The sequence below is a fragment of the Pseudomonas sp. UW4 genome (genome assembly GCF_000316175.1).
GTDB classification, from domain to species: domain Bacteria; phylum Pseudomonadota; class Gammaproteobacteria; order Pseudomonadales; family Pseudomonadaceae; genus Aquipseudomonas; species Aquipseudomonas laurylsulfatiphila.
Genome location: NC_019670.1, coordinates 3,168,275 through 3,187,247 on the forward strand (window position 1 = coordinate 3,168,275; position 18,973 = coordinate 3,187,247).

Annotated in this window: 17 protein-coding genes; 11 read left to right on the top strand and 6 right to left on the bottom strand. The window is 55.4% G+C overall.

What is annotated here, in order from left to right; genetic code table 11:
- Positions 1–3: 3 nt before the first annotated feature.
- Genes PPUTUW4_RS13780 through PPUTUW4_RS13790 form a run of 3 tightly spaced genes read right to left on the bottom strand, consistent with a single transcriptional unit; the run spans position 4 to position 3,978 of the window.
- Positions 4–696, bottom strand: coding sequence for a cytochrome c oxidase subunit 3 (locus PPUTUW4_RS13780; protein WP_015095216.1), 693 nt, complete (start codon positions 694–696; stop codon positions 4–6).
- Complete coding sequence (gene ctaD / locus PPUTUW4_RS13785; RefSeq protein WP_015095217.1) at positions 693–2,468, bottom strand: cytochrome c oxidase subunit I; 1,776 nt, start codon at positions 2,466–2,468, stop codon at positions 693–695. Before ctaD ends, PPUTUW4_RS13780 begins: the two co-directional genes overlap by 4 nt.
- Positions 2,469–2,511: 43 nt before the next feature.
- Positions 2,512–3,978 (bottom strand): c-type cytochrome, encoded by a 1,467-nt coding sequence (locus PPUTUW4_RS13790; protein WP_015095218.1) that lies wholly within the window; start codon positions 3,976–3,978, stop codon positions 2,512–2,514.
- 293 nt (positions 3,979–4,271) lie between these two features.
- On the opposite strand from PPUTUW4_RS13790, the gene PPUTUW4_RS13795 reads away from it, so the two are divergent.
- On the top strand, positions 4,272–4,610 hold the full coding sequence (locus PPUTUW4_RS13795; RefSeq protein ID WP_015095219.1) for a hypothetical protein: 339 nt from the start codon (positions 4,272–4,274) through the stop codon (positions 4,608–4,610).
- Between the two features lie 111 nt (positions 4,611–4,721).
- Here the strand turns inward: PPUTUW4_RS13795 and PPUTUW4_RS13800 are convergent, their stop codons facing one another.
- Together PPUTUW4_RS13800 and PPUTUW4_RS13805 are read right to left on the bottom strand one after the other, a co-directional pair.
- Entirely contained in the window at positions 4,722–5,114 is a 393-nt protein-coding gene (locus PPUTUW4_RS13800) for a GFA family protein (protein ID WP_015095220.1), read from the bottom strand.
- A 34-nt stretch (positions 5,115–5,148) separates the two neighbouring features.
- Entirely contained in the window at positions 5,149–5,949 is an 801-nt protein-coding gene (locus tag PPUTUW4_RS13805) for a hypothetical protein (RefSeq protein ID WP_049810835.1), read from the bottom strand.
- A gap of 245 nt (positions 5,950–6,194) precedes the next feature.
- Here PPUTUW4_RS13805 and PPUTUW4_RS13810 point away from each other — a divergent pair, with 245 nt between their 5' ends.
- From PPUTUW4_RS13810 to PPUTUW4_RS13855, 10 genes are all read left to right on the top strand, one after another.
- Positions 6,195–6,875, top strand: coding sequence for a DUF3313 domain-containing protein (locus PPUTUW4_RS13810; RefSeq protein ID WP_015095222.1), 681 nt, complete (start codon positions 6,195–6,197; stop codon positions 6,873–6,875).
- Between the two features lie 104 nt (positions 6,876–6,979).
- A complete protein-coding gene (locus PPUTUW4_RS13815; protein WP_015095223.1) occupies positions 6,980–7,441 on the top strand; it encodes a hypothetical protein in 462 nt (153 codons plus the stop codon).
- Positions 7,442–7,524: 83 nt separating this feature from the next.
- On the top strand, positions 7,525–7,866 hold the full coding sequence (locus tag PPUTUW4_RS13820) for a hypothetical protein (RefSeq protein WP_015095224.1): 342 nt from the start codon (positions 7,525–7,527) through the stop codon (positions 7,864–7,866).
- A gap of 1,079 nt (positions 7,867–8,945) precedes the next feature.
- Positions 8,946–9,767 (top strand): winged helix-turn-helix domain-containing protein, encoded by an 822-nt coding sequence (locus PPUTUW4_RS13830; RefSeq protein ID WP_015095226.1) that lies wholly within the window; start codon positions 8,946–8,948, stop codon positions 9,765–9,767.
- Positions 9,764–10,246: a hypothetical protein gene (locus PPUTUW4_RS13835; RefSeq protein WP_015095227.1), complete on the top strand. Its 483-nt coding sequence runs from the start codon at positions 9,764–9,766 to the stop codon at positions 10,244–10,246. The genes PPUTUW4_RS13830 and PPUTUW4_RS13835 overlap by 4 nt, the downstream gene beginning before the upstream one ends.
- 180 nt (positions 10,247–10,426) lie before the next feature.
- Positions 10,427–10,714, top strand: a complete 288-nt coding sequence (locus PPUTUW4_RS28135; protein WP_083884569.1) for a hypothetical protein — start codon at positions 10,427–10,429, stop codon at positions 10,712–10,714.
- A gap of 131 nt (positions 10,715–10,845) precedes the next feature.
- Complete coding sequence (locus tag PPUTUW4_RS13840) at positions 10,846–11,178, top strand: hypothetical protein (protein WP_015095228.1); 333 nt, start codon at positions 10,846–10,848, stop codon at positions 11,176–11,178.
- 105 nt (positions 11,179–11,283) lie between these two features.
- Complete coding sequence (locus PPUTUW4_RS13845) at positions 11,284–12,300, top strand: helix-turn-helix domain-containing protein (RefSeq protein ID WP_015095229.1); 1,017 nt, start codon at positions 11,284–11,286, stop codon at positions 12,298–12,300.
- A 240-nt stretch (positions 12,301–12,540) separates the two neighbouring features.
- Positions 12,541–14,136, top strand: a complete 1,596-nt coding sequence (locus PPUTUW4_RS13850) for an EAL domain-containing protein (protein ID WP_015095230.1) — start codon at positions 12,541–12,543, stop codon at positions 14,134–14,136.
- A gap of 70 nt (positions 14,137–14,206) precedes the next feature.
- Positions 14,207–14,707: an outer membrane beta-barrel protein gene (locus PPUTUW4_RS13855; RefSeq protein WP_015095231.1), complete on the top strand. Its 501-nt coding sequence runs from the start codon at positions 14,207–14,209 to the stop codon at positions 14,705–14,707.
- 266 nt (positions 14,708–14,973) lie between these two features.
- Here the strand turns inward: PPUTUW4_RS13855 and PPUTUW4_RS13860 are convergent, their stop codons facing one another.
- Positions 14,974–18,681, bottom strand: coding sequence for a hypothetical protein (locus PPUTUW4_RS13860; RefSeq protein ID WP_015095232.1), 3,708 nt, complete (start codon positions 18,679–18,681; stop codon positions 14,974–14,976).
- Positions 18,682–18,973: the final 292 nt, after the last annotated feature.

An 18,973-nucleotide genomic window follows, 5' to 3' on the forward strand; every position in this document is an offset into this window, starting at 1 on the left:
TGTTCACCTCAGGCCGCAGAATCTGGCGATGGCTTCATAGGTTTGCGGCGAGCTGGCCAGCAGAGCGAACAGCACGAACCAGAGACCCAGCAAGTAATGCCAATAGATGGCACAGAGCTCTACGCTGGCGCTCAATTGCGCTAATGGCGCATGACGCACAAATCTGGCGACGATCCAGCACCAGGCGATCAGTCCGCCCAGCAGGTGGAGTCCATGCAGGCCGGTCAACAGGTAGAAGAAACTGTTGGCCGGATTGCTGGCGACAAGGTAGCCCCAGGCGACAAACTGCTGCCAGACCCAGAGTTGCCCCGCCAGAAAGGCAATTGCAAAGACACCCGCCAATGCGAAACCAATGACGGTTGCGCCCGGCCGAGCCTTTCGGGCAGCCATGCGCGACCACTGCAGTGCGATGCAACTCAATAGCAGAAAAGCCGAATTCAGCCATAGCGGCCGCAGATTGCCTAACGGCGCCAAAGGCTCGGTCAGGGGTAGCCAGTCGACCATTTGCGAACGGGCGACAAAGGCGATCAGGAAGAGGAAGAATAACGAACTCACCACCACCAGAAACAAGCGCAAGCCCACTCTTGCGATTTGACTTCTATTGGCGCCCTCGGCGGCCTGAACACCCTCAGGATCGCGATTCCAACTACCGCCGGGGTCAGCACCGTCGGCGTTTCTCAATAGCAGCCTGTTCATGTCTTGACGTCCGCTATTTTAGTTCCGGCACTGAGTTGCCGCATCTGCTCCAGCTCCTCGGCGGAGACCGTTTGCGGCACGAAATCCTGTTCTATCCCCGGTACGCTGTAGTCATAGGCCCAGCGATGCACGACCGGTAACTTCTCTCCCCAGTTACCGTGTTTCGGCGGGGTGTGCAGCGTTTGCCATTCCAGGCTGGCCCCACCCCAGGGATTACTGCCTGCGGGCTTGCCCTTGAATGCACTCCAGACCATGTTGAACACGAACAGCAACTGGGAAACCCCGACAGCCAATGCGACCACCGTAATGAAAGCATTCAGCTCTTGCGCCGACTGCGGGATGAACGCGTAGTTTTCATAGGCGTAGTAGCGGCGTGGCATGCCCTGGAAACCCAGGTAGTGCATGGGGAAGAAGATGGCGTAGGTGCCCAGGAAGGTAATCCAGAAATGCAGTTTGCCCAGGGTGTCGTTGAACATGCGCCCGGTGACTTTCGGGAACCAGTGATAAATACCACCGAACACCACCAGTACCGGTGCGACCCCCATGACCATATGAAAATGGGCGACGACGAAATAGGTGTCCGAGAGCGGAATATCCACGATCACATTGCCCAGAAACAACCCGGTCAGACCGCCGACCAGGAAGGTGACGATAAAGGCCAGGGCAAACAGCATCGGCACGGTCAGATGGATGTCGCCGCGCCACAGGGTCAGCACCCAGTTATAGACTTTCAGCGCGGTCGGCACTGCGATGATCAAGGTGCTGACGGCGAAAAAAAAGCCAAAGTACGGGTTCATTCCGCTGACATACATATGGTGCGCCCAGACCACAAAACTCAGTACCCCGATCGCAACAATGGCCCATACCATCATTCGGTAGCCGAAGATGTTTTTACGCGCATGGGTGCTGATCAGGTCGGAGACCAGGCCAAATGCAGGGAGAGCAACGATGTAGACTTCCGGGTGGCCGAAAAACCAGAACAAGTGCTGGAACAATATCGGGCTGCCACCCTGGTGATCGAGCTGCTGCCCCAGCGAGACCATCGCCGGCATGAAAAAGCTGGTGCCCAACAGCTTGTCAAACAACATCATGACCGCGCTGACGAACAACGCCGGGAAGGCCAGCAAGGCCATGATCGAGGCCATGAAGATGCCCCATACCGAAAGCGGCATGCGAAACAATGTCATGCCGTGCGTGCGCGCCTGCAACACCGTGGTGACGTAGTTCAACCCGCCCATGGTCGCGGCGACAATAAAAATCGCCAGTGAGACGAGCATCAGGACAATGCCCCACTCGACGCCCGGTGTCCCCTGAGCGATGGACTGTGGCGGATAGAGCGTCCAGCCGGCGCCCGTGGGGCCGCCCGGGACGAAAAAACTGCTGAGCAAGACCACTACCGCCAGCAGGTAAAACCAGTAGCTGAGCATGTTGACATAGGGGAAGACCATGTCGCGGGCGCCCACCATCAGCGGGATCAGATAGTTGCCAAAGCCCCCCAGAAACAAGGCCGTCAGCAAGTAGATGACCATGATCATGCCGTGCATGGTCATCGCCTGATAGTAAGTACTGGCATCCATGAACGCCAAACTGCCGGGGAAGCCTATCTGCATGCGCATCAAGCCGGACAGCACCAGGGCGATAAGCCCCACGAACAGAGCCGTCAAGGAATATTGAATGGCTATGACCTTGTGGTCCTGACTCCAGATATATTTGGTCAGGAAGCTTTTGGGCTCGTGCAGTGCTTCTGTTTCGGCTTGCTCCGCATAGGCCATCACGTCATCCTCGTTCCGAAGTTTCAGTGTGCTTCTGGCTGCTTTACGGCTGTTTCCCTGGCTCCGCCTTGGTCGCATCAGCGTCAGCATTCGCTTTGGATTTGATAAAAGCGATCAGTGCATTCAGCTCCTCGTCACTCGGAGCAAGAGTCGGCATGACGGCTGCATAGCCCTTGACGATTTGGGCATTGGGATGAAGAACCGACTCTTTCAAATAGCCCTCATCGACCTTTACGCTCGTATCGTCGGCAAGGGTTTGCGTCTTGCCATACAGGCCCTTCCAGCTGGGGCCTACGCCCTTGTTGCCATCGACACTGTGGCAGACCAGGCAGCCAAGCGACCCGGCCAGTCGCTGTCCCTGCGCCACCAGGTCTTCACCCGGACTCGACGCTTCGCCAGTCGAATTTTGATCAGCACCCAATGATTTGATCAGGGCGATGACGGCACCCATTTCGTCGTCTTTGAGAGTATAGGCCACCATGACCGGCGGGTAGCCCTGTACCAGGCGAGCCTTCGGATCGAGAATCGACTCTTTCAGGTAGGCCTCGTCGACCCGCACGCTGGTGCCATCGGCAAGCTGTTCGGTGCGACCGTACAGCCCCTTCCATCCCGGGCCGAGACTGGCACTGCCGTCCAGGCTATGGCAGGCCTTGCAGCCGTACTGCTCGACCAACTGGCGGCCTTTTTCCAGCACGCTGTCTCGACCGGGTTTGGCAGCTGTGGTCAATGTCTGTGCAAAGGTCGGCTGGCCTTTTAGCCATTGATCGAAGACGCCCTGCTCTTCCACGATCATGTGGCCACGCATGTTGTAATGACCCACACCACAAAATTCAGCGCAAAGGACTTCGTATTTTCCGGTTTTAGTCGGCGTAAACCAGAAGTACGACACCATCCCTGGCACCATATCCATCTTGCTGCGAATTTGCGGTACATAGAAATCGTGCAGGACATCTTTAGAGCGCAGTAGAACTTTCACCGGCCGATCGAGCGGAAGGCGAACTTCGTTATTCATGACAAGCACATCGTCCTGGCCTGCAGGATCCTTGGGATCAAGGCCGAGGGGATTGGTGGAGTCGACAAACTTGATATCCGACTTGCCCAACTTTGCATCTTGCCCGGCAAAACGATAGGCCCACTGCCACTGCTGGCCAACCACTTCAAGTTCGTAGGCATCTTTCGGTACCCGGATGAAATCGTTGTAGACAACCAGACCTGGCGCCAACATCCCGGCGATGCCTGCCGAGGTAACGATGATCAACCAGGTTTCCAGTTTTTTGTTTTCCGGCTGGTAGGCCGCCCTGGCGCCCGCCTTGTGACGATACCGAATCACCGCTACCGCCATGAATACCGTGATGGCAATGAAAAATATTCCGCTGATGATCAGGGTGATGAACAGGGTGGTGTCTATGGATCCCCAGTTGGACGCTGCCGGTGTCGCATGCCAGGGCGCCAGTATGTGGAATAGCACGGAGGCAATAACGATGAGTATCAAGACAATTGCTATTGCCATTTGCTCTTCATCCTATTCCTGTTGTTCATTGGTTATGCAAAAAGCATCGCCACTGACGTCCAAGCAGGGCTGACAAATACCACCCGTCCGGGCGTTAAAGTCAGTAAGAAGTATAGAGCCATCGCCTTGTACCGTGAGGCCGGCAAGGGAATTCCGGTTGCCAGCTATACTTGATTTTTGATGACGGATGGCAGCTTTCGAACCCTGCCCTTGTAGAGTCGTCAAACGAATGTGGTGACATTGAGCAGGGACGATAGCCACAGGGTCCAGCAATCCACATGGGAGGTTTCGTCATGAGTGCCCTGACGATCGAAGGCTGGTGCAAAACCAGCAGCGACCAAAAGTCCACCCCGATGGGGGAAGTCCATTTCTACGTCGACGGACCTCTCCATCTGCGTCTGGAAGAGGCCGAAGAGCGTCTGCAGAAGACCCACGAGCGTGAAGCCATGGTCGATGTCGATATGGATTCGATGGATTTGATCATGCCCGAGGGATACGCGCCCTTGTCCGACTGTCAGATGCGCGTCTATCTGCACCACGAACGCGGTCAGTTTCATCTGGTCGGGCATCGTGCGAGCGATGGCAGCCTGATTTATACCAACGCGGTGTTGATCGATCAGCTGCTTGAGTAGCGGCGAGAGATTCGCTGCATCGATCGTTCTGCGCGGCGGTGCTGAACACTCACTGAGCGTTGAACCGGACACCCGGAGCCTCAAGACCTGGCGTACCGCAATGCGTGACCGCTAGTCTTCAAAACGCCCCGTAGAATCCCGATCGCGCTCGTAGCGTCGTGTGAGCGCAAACGCCGGCAGCCAGGCCTCACGCCGCACGACCCAGCTCTCGTAGGTCGGCGTCAGTTGGTCCGGGGCATCCAGGGATCCGAGGTTCACTTCGATTTCATCTGCACTGCGCGCGAACACGGAGGAACCGCAGTGCGGACAGAAATACCGCCCGGCGTAGTCACGTGTTTCGCCTTCGATCGTCACGGCATCCTGATGAAATATCGCAGACGCGTGAAACAGCGCCCCATGATGCTTGCGGCAGTCGAGGCAGTGACAAACGCCAACCCGAAACGGGCGCCCCGATGCGACAAGGCGCACCTTTGCGCACAAGCAACCGCCGGTGAATCGGTCCATGGGGTATCTCCTCCAGGCCGTCCGATACGGCGTATCAGCGTGGAAACAGAAGCGTCACCGCGGCGCGAAAGCCCCAGCCTTGCGGGCCGTCCTCCGGGCTGTCGAGCCAGTAGCGCGGGCCGGCCTGCACCGTCAGCGGTTGACCGCCGATCTTCAACAATTGGGTGACCGTGAGGTTGACCGGGACCGACCATTCCCGCGATTGCCAGTTGTAGGTTGACTCGGTGTTGACCCCGTAGGTCGTGAGCGTATGGGTGGTGTACGAGAGGAAGGGTTGCAGGAAGGTCTGGTTGACCTTTTCCTTGTCGTCCGGCGGGCTGTCGTCCAGGCCCCAGATATGGTTGGCCAGAATGCCGCGGGTCCAGCCATTGGACTGTTTCAACGCCACCCCCGTCGGGCCCAGACCCCATTGCTCGCTGCCGAGCAACTCATCACTGCCGGTCGGTATCAGCAACGCCGGGCCGGCACCGAGTATCCAGCCACTTGCCGTCGGCTTGGTCGGCGAGAAGAAAAAACTCTGGGTGATATCGCCGGTGCCGGATTTGTCCGCCGCCCCATTGGGGGCCAAGCCGTGCTGGTCGATGATCGGCAGAATGGTGCGAGAAATGAGATTCCAGTCCTCGTTCAAGGCAAACGGCAGCACCGGCTGGAGATTGGTCACGCTGTGCATGCCCTCCCCGGTCGGCCCCATTTTCTGGTCCCAGTTGTACTGCACCGGCAGGCTGTACATCGCTGCGACCGGGTTGAGGGCTTTCTTCGCCAGTTCCGCAGAGTCCTCGGCCTGAGTCACCGGGACAAAACCCAACACCACGACGAATGTCGAAGCGGTACCCATCCACCGTATTTTCACATCCATTCTCACTCACCTGTAAAGGTCAGAGCCGGGTAGCACAGGGTTAGCGTAGGCAACTGTGATCGATGTGCAACCCTGCCCTGCCCCTCGCCGGCCGTGTGATTAACGGTTTTTGAGAGTTTTTGATTCGGATTATCCCGCTGCTGCAGGCAGCATTCGGCCCGCATTGACCGGCGTGCAAACACCTGTACCCGAATGACAACTTTCATCACGTGAGAACAGAACACATGGGCATGTCGAATAAATGGATTGCGGGTATTGCTTTGAGCTGTGTATTTCAGGTCGGCTGTGTCTCGAAAGTGGCGCAACAGGAGCAATACTCCGGTTTCCTGGGCAATTACCAGGGCCTGGAGGAGCAAACTACGCCGAGTGAACAGAAGGTCCTGCGCTGGGTATCGCCGGGGTTCGATCCTCGCGCGTACTCCACTGTGGTGTTCAGGCAGATGGAACTGTATCCAGCGCCGAAACCAACCGCGCGCGTCAGCCTGAAGACCCTGCAGGACCTGCAATTGATGGCCAGCAACAGCGTCAAGCTCGCCTTTGCCCGCCGCTATGCGATCGTCCCTTATCCGCAACTGGCACCAACCGATTCGCGATCGCTGATCCTGCAAGCGGCGATCACTCACGTCAGCGCCAACAACGAAGGCATGCACTGGTATGAGGCCGTTCCGATCGGCGCCATTGTCGGGGCAACACAAGCAGCCACCGGCCATCGGGATCAGACTGCCGAGATGTACATCGAAGCCAACCTGATCGATGCCAAGACCGGTATGCCGGTCGCGAAGATCGTTCGCAAGGTGTTTGGCGCGACACTCGACAATGCCCAACAGCCGGTGCTTGCCAGTGACTTCAAGGTCGCGCTCAAAAGCATGACAGACGATATGCAGGCCCTGCTCCTCAAGCACTGATGCCCGGATAAACCCCATCGCACGCAGGCTGGCATGGGGTTTGAACCGTGCTTGTTCTCTAACAAAACCGTCAGCCGTGCCGACGCCTGACGTGAGACCCCATCATGAAAATACTGGCCCATACCCTGGCGGTGCTCATGCTGTTGCCGAGCACCAGCGCCCTGGCAGTGACGGTGATCCCCCTCAAAGGTCAGACTTCCCAGGCCATCCAACAGGACACCAGTGCCTGCCAATCCCAGGCCAACGCACAACATCCGGTACAAAGCACCGTGCCGACCGGTGGTCGGGTAAAGGGCGCCGCAACCGCCGCCGTAGCAGGGGCGACTGCCGCCGAGGTCCGGGGCCGCCAACATGAAAACGTCTATGACCAGATCGACGACGACACCCGGCAAGACTATCGCCAGAACCACGCGCGCAGTGCCGCGGCGGCCGGTGCCGTGGTGGGGGCTTCCAGGCAACGCCAGGCGCGCCGGCAGAATGATGCGGCGAGCGAGCAAAGCGTCACCGCCAACAACTCCGTCTATAGCAGCTGCCTGCAGCAGCGTGGCTACGATGTCTTGCCTTGATCGGCGGCGACAATGATCAGAAACATTGGCCGACCTTCTTCACCATGACTCAACGAACCGATTCGAATTTGAGGGCTTCACCGATGCGCCTAGCAGGTGTTCCAGTCGTGATCCTCGCTTCCTGGCTCCTGGCCGGTTGCACCGCCTCCCCTAACAGCCCGACTTCATCGTTGCAAACGGACAAATCGCCCGAGCAGTATGTCGACTGCCTTGTACCGAAGTTGAAGGACAACGCGATGAGCCCGGTTGTATCTGGCAGCGAACGCAGTTACCGGGTTGTCGTTTCGAGCAAAATTGCCGTAGACACCGTGCTGGAAACCCACAGGGCACAGGATGGAGGCAAGGTGTATCTGTACGAGCGCCAACTGCTGGCCTCGACCTTCAGGCCATCGAGCATCGAGCGTGCCGCGCAGGAATGCCTGTAACGCCGATACACCCCGAAAAAAAAGGTTCTTCACGCATCCCGGGAACCTGTAGGAGCCAGCCTGCTGGCGATGGACTCAAGTGCGCCGCGTTCATCCAGGTCACACGCGTTATCGTTGACGACCATCGCTGGCAGGCCAGCTCCCACAGGGGACCATGCCCACGCTGAAACTGTAGGAGCCAGCTTGCTGGCGATGGACTCCAGTGCGCCGCGTTTATCCAGATCACACGCGTTATCGTTAACGACCATCGCTGGCAAGCCAGCTCCCACAGGGGACCATGCCCACGCTGAAACTGTAGGAGCCAGCCTGCTGGCGATGGACTCAAGTGCGCCGCGTTCATCCAGGTCACACGCGTTATCGTTGACGACCATCGCTGGCAGGCCAGCTCCTACAAGGGACCGCGTTCATCAGGTCACACGCGTTTTCGTTTACGACCATCGCTGGCAAGCCAGCTCCTACAATTTTTCGAGCCCCCAAAAAAAACCCCGCGTCCTCCATGAAGGGCGCGGGGCAAAAGCCGTTGAACGAGAGGTGAGGATCGTTTACGCCGCGCATGAACGCGATGAGTGTCAACGCTCCTCGAGATCCATTAAAAGCGCTAACGAGCCTGGTTCAAAGCTAATTGGAGTCAAAAATAATCTGCAGTTAACCGGGCGCACAAACAACAATCATTGACTTGTATTGTGAAAGCACTTGACCCGTTCAGGAGTAACCAATGCCTTGCCCGGACAGCGCAGGCAATCCGCCCAGACCCTGGCTACGCGCAAACTCACCCGCCCGAGCTTGCAGTTTTCGGATAGCGCAGAACATCCATTCAAAGCATTATTCATGCTGTCAAAATCAAAAACCGTGGGTCATCCAGCAATGCTTTTCCTTTGTCTGATTCAACTGATGCCTCTGACAGGCAGGGCTGTTTACCGCACTGCACGCTCTTGAAACGAGCCGGTCCCGCAGTGTAAAGGCGACACACAGCGCGACTTGCGCACGGTCCCCATCTTCGTTCTCCTCCCAGTCCAGAATGTACCGAGCCAAATCCGGCCCCTATACTCAGGCCAGTACCGCCTGATCGGAAGATTTCTATGAGCTACACCTTCAAGTTGAAAAATGGCGCCGTGGCGATATTCGACCCGGACAGCGCCATGCTCTCCCTTACAACACCCCATGGAGATGTACAGAATTCCACGCTAGGCAGAGCCGAATCGCGTCTATTGGACCTGCTGCTCATGGAGCCAGGTGTCACTAAAAGCCGCGATGAAATCATCGACTACACCTGGAATGACCGCGTGGTTGCTTCCGGCAGTTTGAATCAAACCGTTTTCTCACTACGAAACATTTTGAATGACAGTCGCGATCACGAGATCCTGATGACTGTTCCTCGCCGGGGATATTGCTTCAACCGGCACTTTATCGTCGATGCAGCAGCCGACGTACCGGCTCCCTCAGAAGAAGCTGTGCAGCCACCGGCTGCCACTGCTGGACAACGACCGCCGCCGGATGGCGATGAGTCGCTGGCGCCCTCGAGTAAAACTGAAAAATCCACCCGCATTACCAAGGCCCAACTGATCGCTTATATCGTTACCTTGGCAGTCGTTGCCTTGACGGTCTTTCAGTTCGACTTCGAAGCGCCAAAAATTGAAATATCCAGCGTCGACAAGAATGGACTGATCATCCACGCCGTAGGCAATGATCTTGCCGAGGCACAAGCGTTGTTGGAGCTATCGGCCAAACAATCAGAACAGCTTCCACCCAACCTGAAGGGGCAAGTCTGGATCAACCTGTATAAAACCAACTATTCCGTTTCGTGCATTCGCCCGGATCTAAGCACTGCAAATCTACAATTAAACAGCGCCGAAAAAGACCTTGCCATGATGATTCGTCAATGCTTGGAAGTCACCTTATGAAGTTTGAAATTCCGCAAGCGGTTCACTGGCCGGTTATCGCCTTGATCAATGCACTCTGTGTTTTCTCCATTTTTTATTCTCCTTCGCACTACATGGAAAATACCAGCTATCAAACAAAGACCCGGCAATGGCTGGAAGATCTCAATCAACTTAACACCGAAGAGTATCTCACTATCGGGCATGGTCGACTCACCGGGACCACGCTGGAAAGCCTGAATGGGAAAATCCGCAATGCAACCATATCGGCAAATATAATCAAAGAAAGCAAAACGCAGGTACAGATCAAAATCAGTAACGTCAAACTCAGCCAGGACAATGAACTCTTTGCCATTGAAAAAACCCCTGACCTGTTCTTCAGACGCCAATACGTCTTGCAAGAAGGTGCCATTCTGAACTACGAATTGATTCCCACGCAGAATAAAAACGCCGTATGCTTTTACATACATGATCTTGGCCGTTTGCGCTGCCTGAACCATTAATTGACTCAACACTCGCCTGGCACAGGCTCATATCAAAAATCACTCCTGATAAAAATAACAGTTATTGACTTGAATCAGATGGCGTCCCGGAAAAAAATCCCCCGCCAATAATCTCTGGAATCGAGCCTGCTTGATTCTCGTCCGGGACAATGCCCTACACAGGGGAATCAAGTGAAAACAATGCATTTCCTGCGAAGCAATAAATCGACGACCTTCGGATGGCTGGCGGTTCTATTTCTGTCTGCCCTGCCATTTTGTTCGTTAGCGAACGACGAACACTCCGTCGAAAGCACGACCATTGAATATTATGAAATCCAAACAAACTCGGATGACACTCAGAAGTTATCGCATCTGAAAATTCATAGTGAGAATGAGTATCATGCGGACGAGCAGGACAGTGATTCAGCCCTCCCTCCTCCACAAAGTGATACCGGAATGAGCTACGCCACTTCGCTCATATTACTTTGAACCTGGCAAATATGAGTTATTGACTTTGGAAGGCGCAGTCGGGGTGAGATTATTTTCAGACCACGTCGTGGCAGAGATACAGCTGACACCAGGTTCTGCCTGAATGAACTGTAAATAAGGGAATCGCCTCGATGCTACTGAAAAACTTCGTCACCGTGTCGTTTGGTTTATTGCTTTCGCTCAAGGCCATGGCCGACGACAAGGGCATCTACAGCGCAAAATTGGCGAGTGTCGAAACCAACAAGAAGGCTCCGGATTCTGTGAAAACTGGCTATCAGGTAAAAACGGGTTACCGTATTGACGACTTTTATTCCTTTACAGCGGCAGCCATTGACCCGATGAAACCCCAGTCGAAAATATTCAGTCCGATGGTTGACCCGCGCAACGTACAGCAGCTGGACGACTCACCATCGCACAGCAATTACGCGTTTTCAGCGGAACTGGAAATAATCCGCGGGCTCTGACAACCCTCCCGACGCGGCTGTACCTTCATCCGGCATGTGACCGTCATCGCTGCACGGACAGTCATTGCCTGACCCTAATCATTCAACAGGTGAGCTTTCAATTTCATGAGTATCGCACCTCCCGATGAAATCTTTCATTTGTCTACTGCGTTGCCAAGTCAACTGAACAGAACCATAGGCAACTGGGAAATGAGCCTTATCCCGACCGAGCATGAGGCGCGCATCCGGCAACACAAGCTCTTTCACAGCCCTGAACTGCAGTGCAGTCGCCTTGAGTTCGACTCATCCATCACCCTGGTCAGTTCCGTTCCCGCCGGATTCGTCACATTCGCCATCTCGCAGGCCCCGATTGGCCGCCCCGTCGTGAACAATCACAAACTACGGCCTGACGAAATTATCGTACTGCACAGCGACGAATCGGTGCATTACACCTGCGAACCGAATGAAACACTGTTCACCATCACCACAACACTGGAGCACTATGACCGGTGCCGCCAACTTCACCCTGTCAAAGACATACTTGCGAACAGAACAAAACACAGCTACCAGGTTGATAACTTTCAATTCATACAGTCTGCCATTCAAGCCATCAGCGCCTGCTGTGTCGACATCAATGACGCGGCTTCCCCACAGTACGCTCAAGCAGATCGCTCAACTATTGAAACCGCGGTACTTGCGTCTGTATTGCAATCATTGACCCCCGCTGGCGGCTTTAAACGTAAAGTCCCCACCAGACGGAAGGTGGCGATAGAAGCCATCGAGTACATTCATGACAATGTCAAAAAAACGCTCACCATCAAGTCGCTTGTAAGGCAACTTGAGACTACAACCCGCACCCTGCATTTTGGCTTCATCGAGACATTCGGGATGTCGCCAATCGCCTATATCAGAAACTTGAGACTCGCCAGTGCCCGCCGCGACCTGATCAATAAAACATGGCCCACCGTGACGGAAACCGCCATGTTCTGGAACTTTCATCATCTGGGCCGCTTTTCCAAGGCCTATCAGACTGCTTACGGAGAGACACCGTCAGAAACGGCCAGGCGCAACTCAGCCAGGCCCAGGAATACCACCTCATCCCTATACAACCAGGTCGTTGGCGCGTTTCCATCAACCCCCTGAAAATGAGGATTAATAATTTCCGTTGATTAGCCATGGATGCCGACAATTGCTTGTTTTCCCACTCAAGGAGATAAGCATGCTTCATCGAATAAATACGCTGCCACTCAAGCAAAAAATCATGCTGTGCATGACCGCCTATGTCAGCGGCATCTTATTGGCCTGGGTCATCGACTGGTACTGAAGAGGTTTAACTCGCGACTGCAAGGTGCACAGTGAAAAAATGATACCTCGGGGTTTTCGATGATTGCCGTATATAAAGCGTTATCTGGAAGGCACGCAATCACTGTATGTCTGATTGCTGCAGCGGGCTGGGCCGCATGGTTCTGCGCCGCAGGTCTGGCGGAGTCAGTCGTTGCACGGAAGTTGAATAACGTTTATGCCGATCTGCGTGCGGCTCAAGTGGAGCCCAATGCGCAGATCGACAAGGTACTGGAAGCCCTCGGCGATCTTGATCGCTCAGGTCAGGAATGCTCCGTCGAGCAGTATTCACAACTGGCCGACCTGGTCAAAGACCTGCGATTTGTTGATCAAGCGGCAATCCAGTTGCCCAATGGCAAGATCTGCTCCTCCTATGGACAAGAACTGCCGTCGATACTGGCCGGTAATGAGAAGCGCAAGTTCTCCGTTGGAAGACGAACCTATTGGGTCGATTCCGGCCACGCCGTTTCTGCGGACACCGACTTTATCATCGTCTCGGAACAGTCGACCTACGTCTGGGCAAACAAGAAGATCCTGCTCGACAACTTGAAGTTTCCTGAGGACCTGCAACTGGACCTCATCGGTCCCGGCGGCGCAGTACCCATTGCCTCCACAGGCCTCAAGCCCCTGCAGATGCTGAAGCCGTTCCATCTTGAAGAACTGGTTGCCTCGGCAGACAAGGTCCTCATCGCCTTTGCAGGCAACCGAAATGAACTGATCTCGGTCATTTCGCTTCCGTCGAGTTACCTGACAGGTCTCAAATTCAAATTATTCATTGGCCTTGCGTGCGTGTTCGCAGCACTGCTGTTGCTCGCGAGGTGTATCCAACGGCATTACACCTCTACTGCCGTACGACTTCGCAAAGCCCTGAAAGCCAACACGCTGGGCGTTCACTATCAGCCGATCGTCAATTTGACGACAGGCTATCTGGTTGGCGCCGAATCACTGTCCCACTGGAGCGACAACGGCACCCCTGTGCCTGCGGACGTGTTCATAGCGGTGGCGGAGAAGTCTGACCTGATCCGCAAACTGACACGTTCGGTGATTCGACAAGTAGCGGAGGATTACAGCACTTACCTTTGGGCGTGCAAGGATTTCTACATTACGGTCAATCTGTCCGCCCAGGATATTCAGGACCCGGACTTTCCAGACTATGTGGCCAGCGTGCTGGCAACCTACAACATGCCTGTGTCAGCCATGGCCTTTGAAATCACCGAAAGAACCATGCTCGACCAGAAGCCTGCCGCCATGCAATTGCGACGGCTTCGGGCGTGCGGTCATCGCATCGCCGTGGACGACTTCGGTATCGGCTATTCCAACCTCTCGCTCCTCGACTCAGTGCCTTTCGACATTCTGAAAATAGATCGCTCGTTCATCGCTGGCGACAGGATCGTGGCCGAGGATGCCCTGTGGCGACACATTGCCCAGTTGGCCAGGTCGCTAAGACTCAAGGTCGTGGCCGAAGGTGTCGAGACTGCGGAGCAACTGCCGCATCTGGTTTCAGAGGGCGTTCTGTTGGCACAAGGCTGGTTGTTCTCCAACGCGCTGCCTGTCCAGGCACTGGCAAGGCGCTACTTTCAGTGCCCGGCAAACAACCCGCCTCATGACCCGAAAATATCAATCAATGACTTCTATTAACGCCTCATGGCCCCTCAAATGCTCGCCGAACCCTAACACCTGACAAACCTGTACAAGGACTCCACTACACATGCTACTTCGAAACCTTGGCTTCGCTTCACTGCTATCGCTGCTGTCTTTCCAGGCGCTCGCTGATGACAAAGGTTTGTATCTTGGAGCTGGCGTAAGCAACATCCAGACCGAAGAATCCCGGCTGGACGACGAGGACACCAGCTACAAAGTTTATGCCGGCTATCGCGTCAACAGCTACCTGGCCTTCGAAGGTGCCTACGTTGATCTCGGTCAATTCAAGGACAAGAACATCGATTTCGACGGCAAGTCGGCTCAGGCTGCCGCCCATGTCGGCTTTCCGCTGGGTGATCGGGTGCGGTTGTTCGGCAGTGTCGGTGCCCACGCCTGGGACGCCGACGGCAATGCCACCGACGACGATACCGGGGTTGACCTGACCTACGGTGTCGGCGTGGAATTCGATGTCTTTCGCAACATCGGTGTGCGCGCTGAATACGAAGTGCTGGAGGTCGGAGAGATCGACCTGAATCAGACGACTGCATCCGCCTACATGCTTTTTTAATACCGCTACAACTGAGCGACCGGCCCCGGTCGCTCATCGCACTCGTCGCAACGTCCCCCCCCTGGCACCGGACCCGATCACCGATGCTCACGTGTGCCTTTGCACCCGCAAGACGCACTCCCTCCCCGCCAAGTGCCAAAAAGCCAACGACACCAAAATCCCGAAGTCCTTCCCGGGTTTTTGAAAGCCCCCGCTAACACACTAGAACTACAGAATCGTCCTACGCTCAATAACTGGAAAGCCGGCCACTGGGTCCGCGCGATAAATCAACACTCGGTCTGCCCCAAGTAGACTGGACACCTCTGTACAAGAGTCCGCCAGGAATCCAACGTCGTCCAATCGATGCCTTTTTCTAATTCAAAACGACAAACAGGTCCGCGCATCATTATCTGCGTCTGGATGGTCTGCTCAGCGTCAGCGGTATGTCCCCACGGAACCGTGTCCAGGTCCCGCAGCAGACCCGCCAATATGTCCTGATCAAGACGATCGCCAAATTGAGCGACCAAGTAATGTTTCGCTCGGCGAAATCGAACTCCGGTACCAATTAATTGCGCAGCCAAGGGAGATGCGCCACTGCCCGCCACAGCAATTTCGGGGACATGTCGCACGATCATCCCGCGCATTCCCGATAGCGTTGACGATCCCGCCGCCATGAGTCGCTGGAGGTCATCCGCCAGGTCCGAACGTTTGAACAGGCAGGCTGCAATCAGATCATCGCCGACATTGAAGACGTCCCGCCTGGCGAGTTCCGAAAGTGCTTCTCTTGGCCACTTGGCTGCCAGAAAAAGGCTGGCTTGACGGAGCGACTCATAGCGTTCTGACCACAGTCCATCGTCCTCGGACTCCTCATTCAGCCAGTGCGCATACCCGTCAATTATTCCGCGGCAATAATCGAATCCCCTGCGAAGGCAACGCAAGAGCAAACCACGAATGAGTCGACTCCGCGCTATCGCGGCGACCGTCGACGACAAAGGTAGGGCGTGCAAGGCGACGTACTGCGACGCATCATCGAGCATCGCCCGATGATGGATCAGTGTTGTGAGAATCGCCTTCCATTTCGGCCCATCGAAACGTTCGGCGAAGCCGTCGACGGCTTCGTTGGCAACATACGAAAAATCGTAAGAGGCGTCGAATAGCAAACGCGTGGCGACCACAAAATGCCTGAGATTCTCGTAATCCCAAGGATCTGATTCTTGCGCGTGCAGACGGATAAACAGTGTCCAGGTACCCAGCACCTGTTCTCGCCTGATTGTCAGTGCTGGGAACATCCAGGCACGGAATCGATCCAGGAATACCTCAAACGCCAGTATCCGCGCGATTTCACCCCCGGTGCAGTCCGGTGGTTCCGTCCACTCAACCGAAATCCTCCGCGGCGTGAAGACGTAGCTGGCTTTGTGCGTTCCCATAGGAATCTGGATCTCGAGCAACTCTCGCTCGAAACGCAGTACCTTTGTCGAGCGACTGCTGAACGTCGAACAGAAGTGTTCGAGCGCTTGTACGCGCCTTGGTAGCTGCTGTGTATCAAGCCGCAGCCCCGCCAGGGAGTATTGATGAAGGAGGTTGTGTAGAACGTGAGGATTTTCGTACCGCTGAATTGCCCCGCTGGAAAGCACAATGGCGCCAAACTCGAACTGCCAGTTGCGGTCCTGTATCTCGAATGACTCCGGGATCGCTTCATCAACCCACTGACTCAGCCAAGTTTGAAAGCACTGGAGCACTGCAGTATCGCCCTCAGAAAGCGATCCCATGCTCAAAAAATCGATCCAGCATTGCATCGCCATGAGGTAGTCGCGGTAACTGCCAAGATCGCCCTCCTCCACCGCGCGCGCTAGCATCCCTTTTAATGAGGCGTCGTAAGTTTCGACTAATGATCCTCTGATCTGCTCGGCAACGTTTTCCAGACCGGCCTTATACAATGCGCCTCGCAGCGTCAAGTAGGCATGGTTGAGTTGTTGAGGAAGTCGCGCCGTTGCACCGCCACCCGACACAATGCCTCTAAACGACGCTACTGATTGCCGGAATGCATCCACCGGTTCAAGGACGACGGGATTATTGAGAGCCTGCCGCGTAAGCAAGATTGCACTCGATATCGGCAACTCCAAGGAACGGATGGATATCATCGCCTCGACAAGCAAGCCTTCTTCAAGATCTCGCGACAATGCCTCGAGATAGGAGATGGCATCATCCTGCACATAAACGGGCAGTTGCGCACATTCCGTCCTGACGAAGGCCACGCATTCTAGAATCAACACGGCGTTTTCTCGCCGAAGCGACGTCAGTTGCGCAGCGGCCGAGCCGAGCAGACGACGCAACGTTTGCGGCGGCACCCAAGACATCGCCGTTTCACAGTCGAGCAATGCCATGATGATTCGAAGGTCACCGCTTGTGACCAAGGTGCGTGTCAAGGACGACAGAGCGAACAGTGCGCGCAATGGGTTCTGTTGCGTATCCCGAGATACTTGAACGGCACGTTCGTAGTCTCTCGAAAAATCCGTGAGCGCGCGGTACTCATCGGCATACCCTGGATTCTTTGACCGCCAGATTGCCGCGAGCAAAGAAGGTGACTCCACTACGCCATCTGCACGACGCATCCACCTTTCCGGCATCGGTTGTTCGGTACGTGCGAACAGCCGTTCCCTGGCTTCTCTTGCGATCGGCAGACGACGCAATTGGGCAAGGACTTCGCTGCAGTTTCGCGACAACTTGCCACCCGGTGCCAACACCTCATCGGTAAAGACAAGAGCGCAATCATCGGGCACCACCAACTCTCGTCGTAGCTCAGTCTGAACTGATCGCAGCATTGTCGCGTCACCGAGAATGCAGGTGCCACGGTCAAATACAACGCTGTCTGCTCCGGCTGGCATGCGTCGAGTGTCCATCCTGACGCAGGTAATTTTCTGCTGACGGAACATGATACCGGCGTGTTCCTCCGCACTGCCTTCGTCCACTATCACTACCGCCACGTTGGCCTGTTCCCGTGCGTTGAGCGCAAGATACCGGCGCCAAGCGCTCATGAGATCCGGTGCCACTAATGCGCGGCCCGAAGATTGTGCGCCCAGCATCAACAAGCAGGCATCCACAACATCGTAGCGCCCGATCAACGCTTCACGGCATGCGTCGGTCAACACATCACGGTCGCGAAAGGCATCATCAAGATACGCCGGCCGCACCTGCAGCAGATGTAACCGTCGCACTGTCGTGGCGCATAAATGGCGTCCGCGCCAGAGCCTAAGGTCTGAACAAGCCGGACGCAGGACCAAGGACGTCGCCATCGAGCCGGTATTCTGAGCGCTGGCAAAACCAAAACCGATCGTATGTGCGACATTCATCAGCTTTGGGTTTCTCGGCATGATGGTCGTCACGGACACAAAGCCGAGCGTTGTATCGATGCCCCATTCGCAATCGATAGCCATGAAGTCAAACGTCTGCATCAGCTCGTTGCAAACCGCCTCCATGTGTTCAAGAACTGCCGTGTCCAGATACGGTGAATGGTCATGACCAACATCGATGGAGACATCGATCTGTAGCAGTGGCTGCACAAAGCATGGAATGGCCTCGACATGATCGTTATGCCCCGAAAGCGCGAGCTGGAGTCGTGCATGCTCGGTAGATCCACTCATGGCCACCGCGGCAATGCACTGTATCAGCGCTTCTGGCTCGGGACAGATCAGGCTTTCGTAACCACCGGCATTGACGTGATCCGTCAGATCCTCGTTGCCTGCGCTACGCACGATCCAGGGCGCCGGACCACAGACATCTTCTACGCTTCGCGCCAACCCCGGAAAAGCCACCTCCAAAGCGGCTGCGTAAATCGATACCGCGTCATCCGCCATTGCCTGCCCGCCCGCAACCGCAGCTGACAAAGGAGCAATCGGGAAGATGGGCAGCACAAGATTACTCAGGGAATCGATCTTCCGAATGCGCAGAAGCCGATCCACCTTGGGTCCGTAGAGCTGTTCTTCGTCTGTAGTCATGGTTTAGCACGCAAGATTCGATGAATGGGATGGTGCAACATGGCGCTAATCGTCACCGTACCCCTACGACGAGCGCGTTTCGCACAGAAATAAAGCTTTATGAAGTAAGTTGGTTACTTTCGTTATGTGCATCACGCCGAGCAAGTCGCAAACACTAAACATGTAAATGAGGTTGAGAAAGCTGTGCCGACAACAGCTGGAGATAGCATGTTACATTTTCATGTGACAGGAGCTCTTGCAATACCCGATGAGATCGAAAAGCCTTACTGGAGAAGAGTCCTACAAAGCCTAA

Coding starts and splice junctions, on each gene's coding strand:
- PPUTUW4_RS13850 (WP_015095230.1), top strand. CDS start 12,541: ATGATTGCCGTATATAAAGCGTTATCTGGAAGGCACGCAATCACTGTA.
- PPUTUW4_RS13860 (WP_015095232.1), bottom strand. CDS start 18,681: ATGACTACAGACGAAGAACAGCTCTACGGACCCAAGGTGGATCGGCTT.
- ctaD (WP_015095217.1), bottom strand. CDS start 2,468: ATGGCCTATGCGGAGCAAGCCGAAACAGAAGCACTGCACGAGCCCAAA.
- PPUTUW4_RS28135 (WP_083884569.1), top strand. CDS start 10,427: ATGCATTTCCTGCGAAGCAATAAATCGACGACCTTCGGATGGCTGGCG.
- PPUTUW4_RS13855 (WP_015095231.1), top strand. CDS start 14,207: ATGCTACTTCGAAACCTTGGCTTCGCTTCACTGCTATCGCTGCTGTCT.
- PPUTUW4_RS13795 (WP_015095219.1), top strand. CDS start 4,272: ATGAGTGCCCTGACGATCGAAGGCTGGTGCAAAACCAGCAGCGACCAA.
- PPUTUW4_RS13835 (WP_015095227.1), top strand. CDS start 9,764: ATGAAGTTTGAAATTCCGCAAGCGGTTCACTGGCCGGTTATCGCCTTG.
- PPUTUW4_RS13820 (WP_015095224.1), top strand. CDS start 7,525: ATGCGCCTAGCAGGTGTTCCAGTCGTGATCCTCGCTTCCTGGCTCCTG.
- PPUTUW4_RS13845 (WP_015095229.1), top strand. CDS start 11,284: ATGAGTATCGCACCTCCCGATGAAATCTTTCATTTGTCTACTGCGTTG.
- PPUTUW4_RS13790 (WP_015095218.1), bottom strand. CDS start 3,978: ATGGCAATAGCAATTGTCTTGATACTCATCGTTATTGCCTCCGTGCTA.
- PPUTUW4_RS13800 (WP_015095220.1), bottom strand. CDS start 5,114: ATGGACCGATTCACCGGCGGTTGCTTGTGCGCAAAGGTGCGCCTTGTC.
- PPUTUW4_RS13810 (WP_015095222.1), top strand. CDS start 6,195: ATGGGCATGTCGAATAAATGGATTGCGGGTATTGCTTTGAGCTGTGTA.
- PPUTUW4_RS13780 (WP_015095216.1), bottom strand. CDS start 696: ATGAACAGGCTGCTATTGAGAAACGCCGACGGTGCTGACCCCGGCGGT.
- PPUTUW4_RS13805 (WP_049810835.1), bottom strand. CDS start 5,949: ATGGGTACCGCTTCGACATTCGTCGTGGTGTTGGGTTTTGTCCCGGTG.
- PPUTUW4_RS13815 (WP_015095223.1), top strand. CDS start 6,980: ATGAAAATACTGGCCCATACCCTGGCGGTGCTCATGCTGTTGCCGAGC.
- PPUTUW4_RS13830 (WP_015095226.1), top strand. CDS start 8,946: ATGAGCTACACCTTCAAGTTGAAAAATGGCGCCGTGGCGATATTCGAC.
- PPUTUW4_RS13840 (WP_015095228.1), top strand. CDS start 10,846: ATGCTACTGAAAAACTTCGTCACCGTGTCGTTTGGTTTATTGCTTTCG.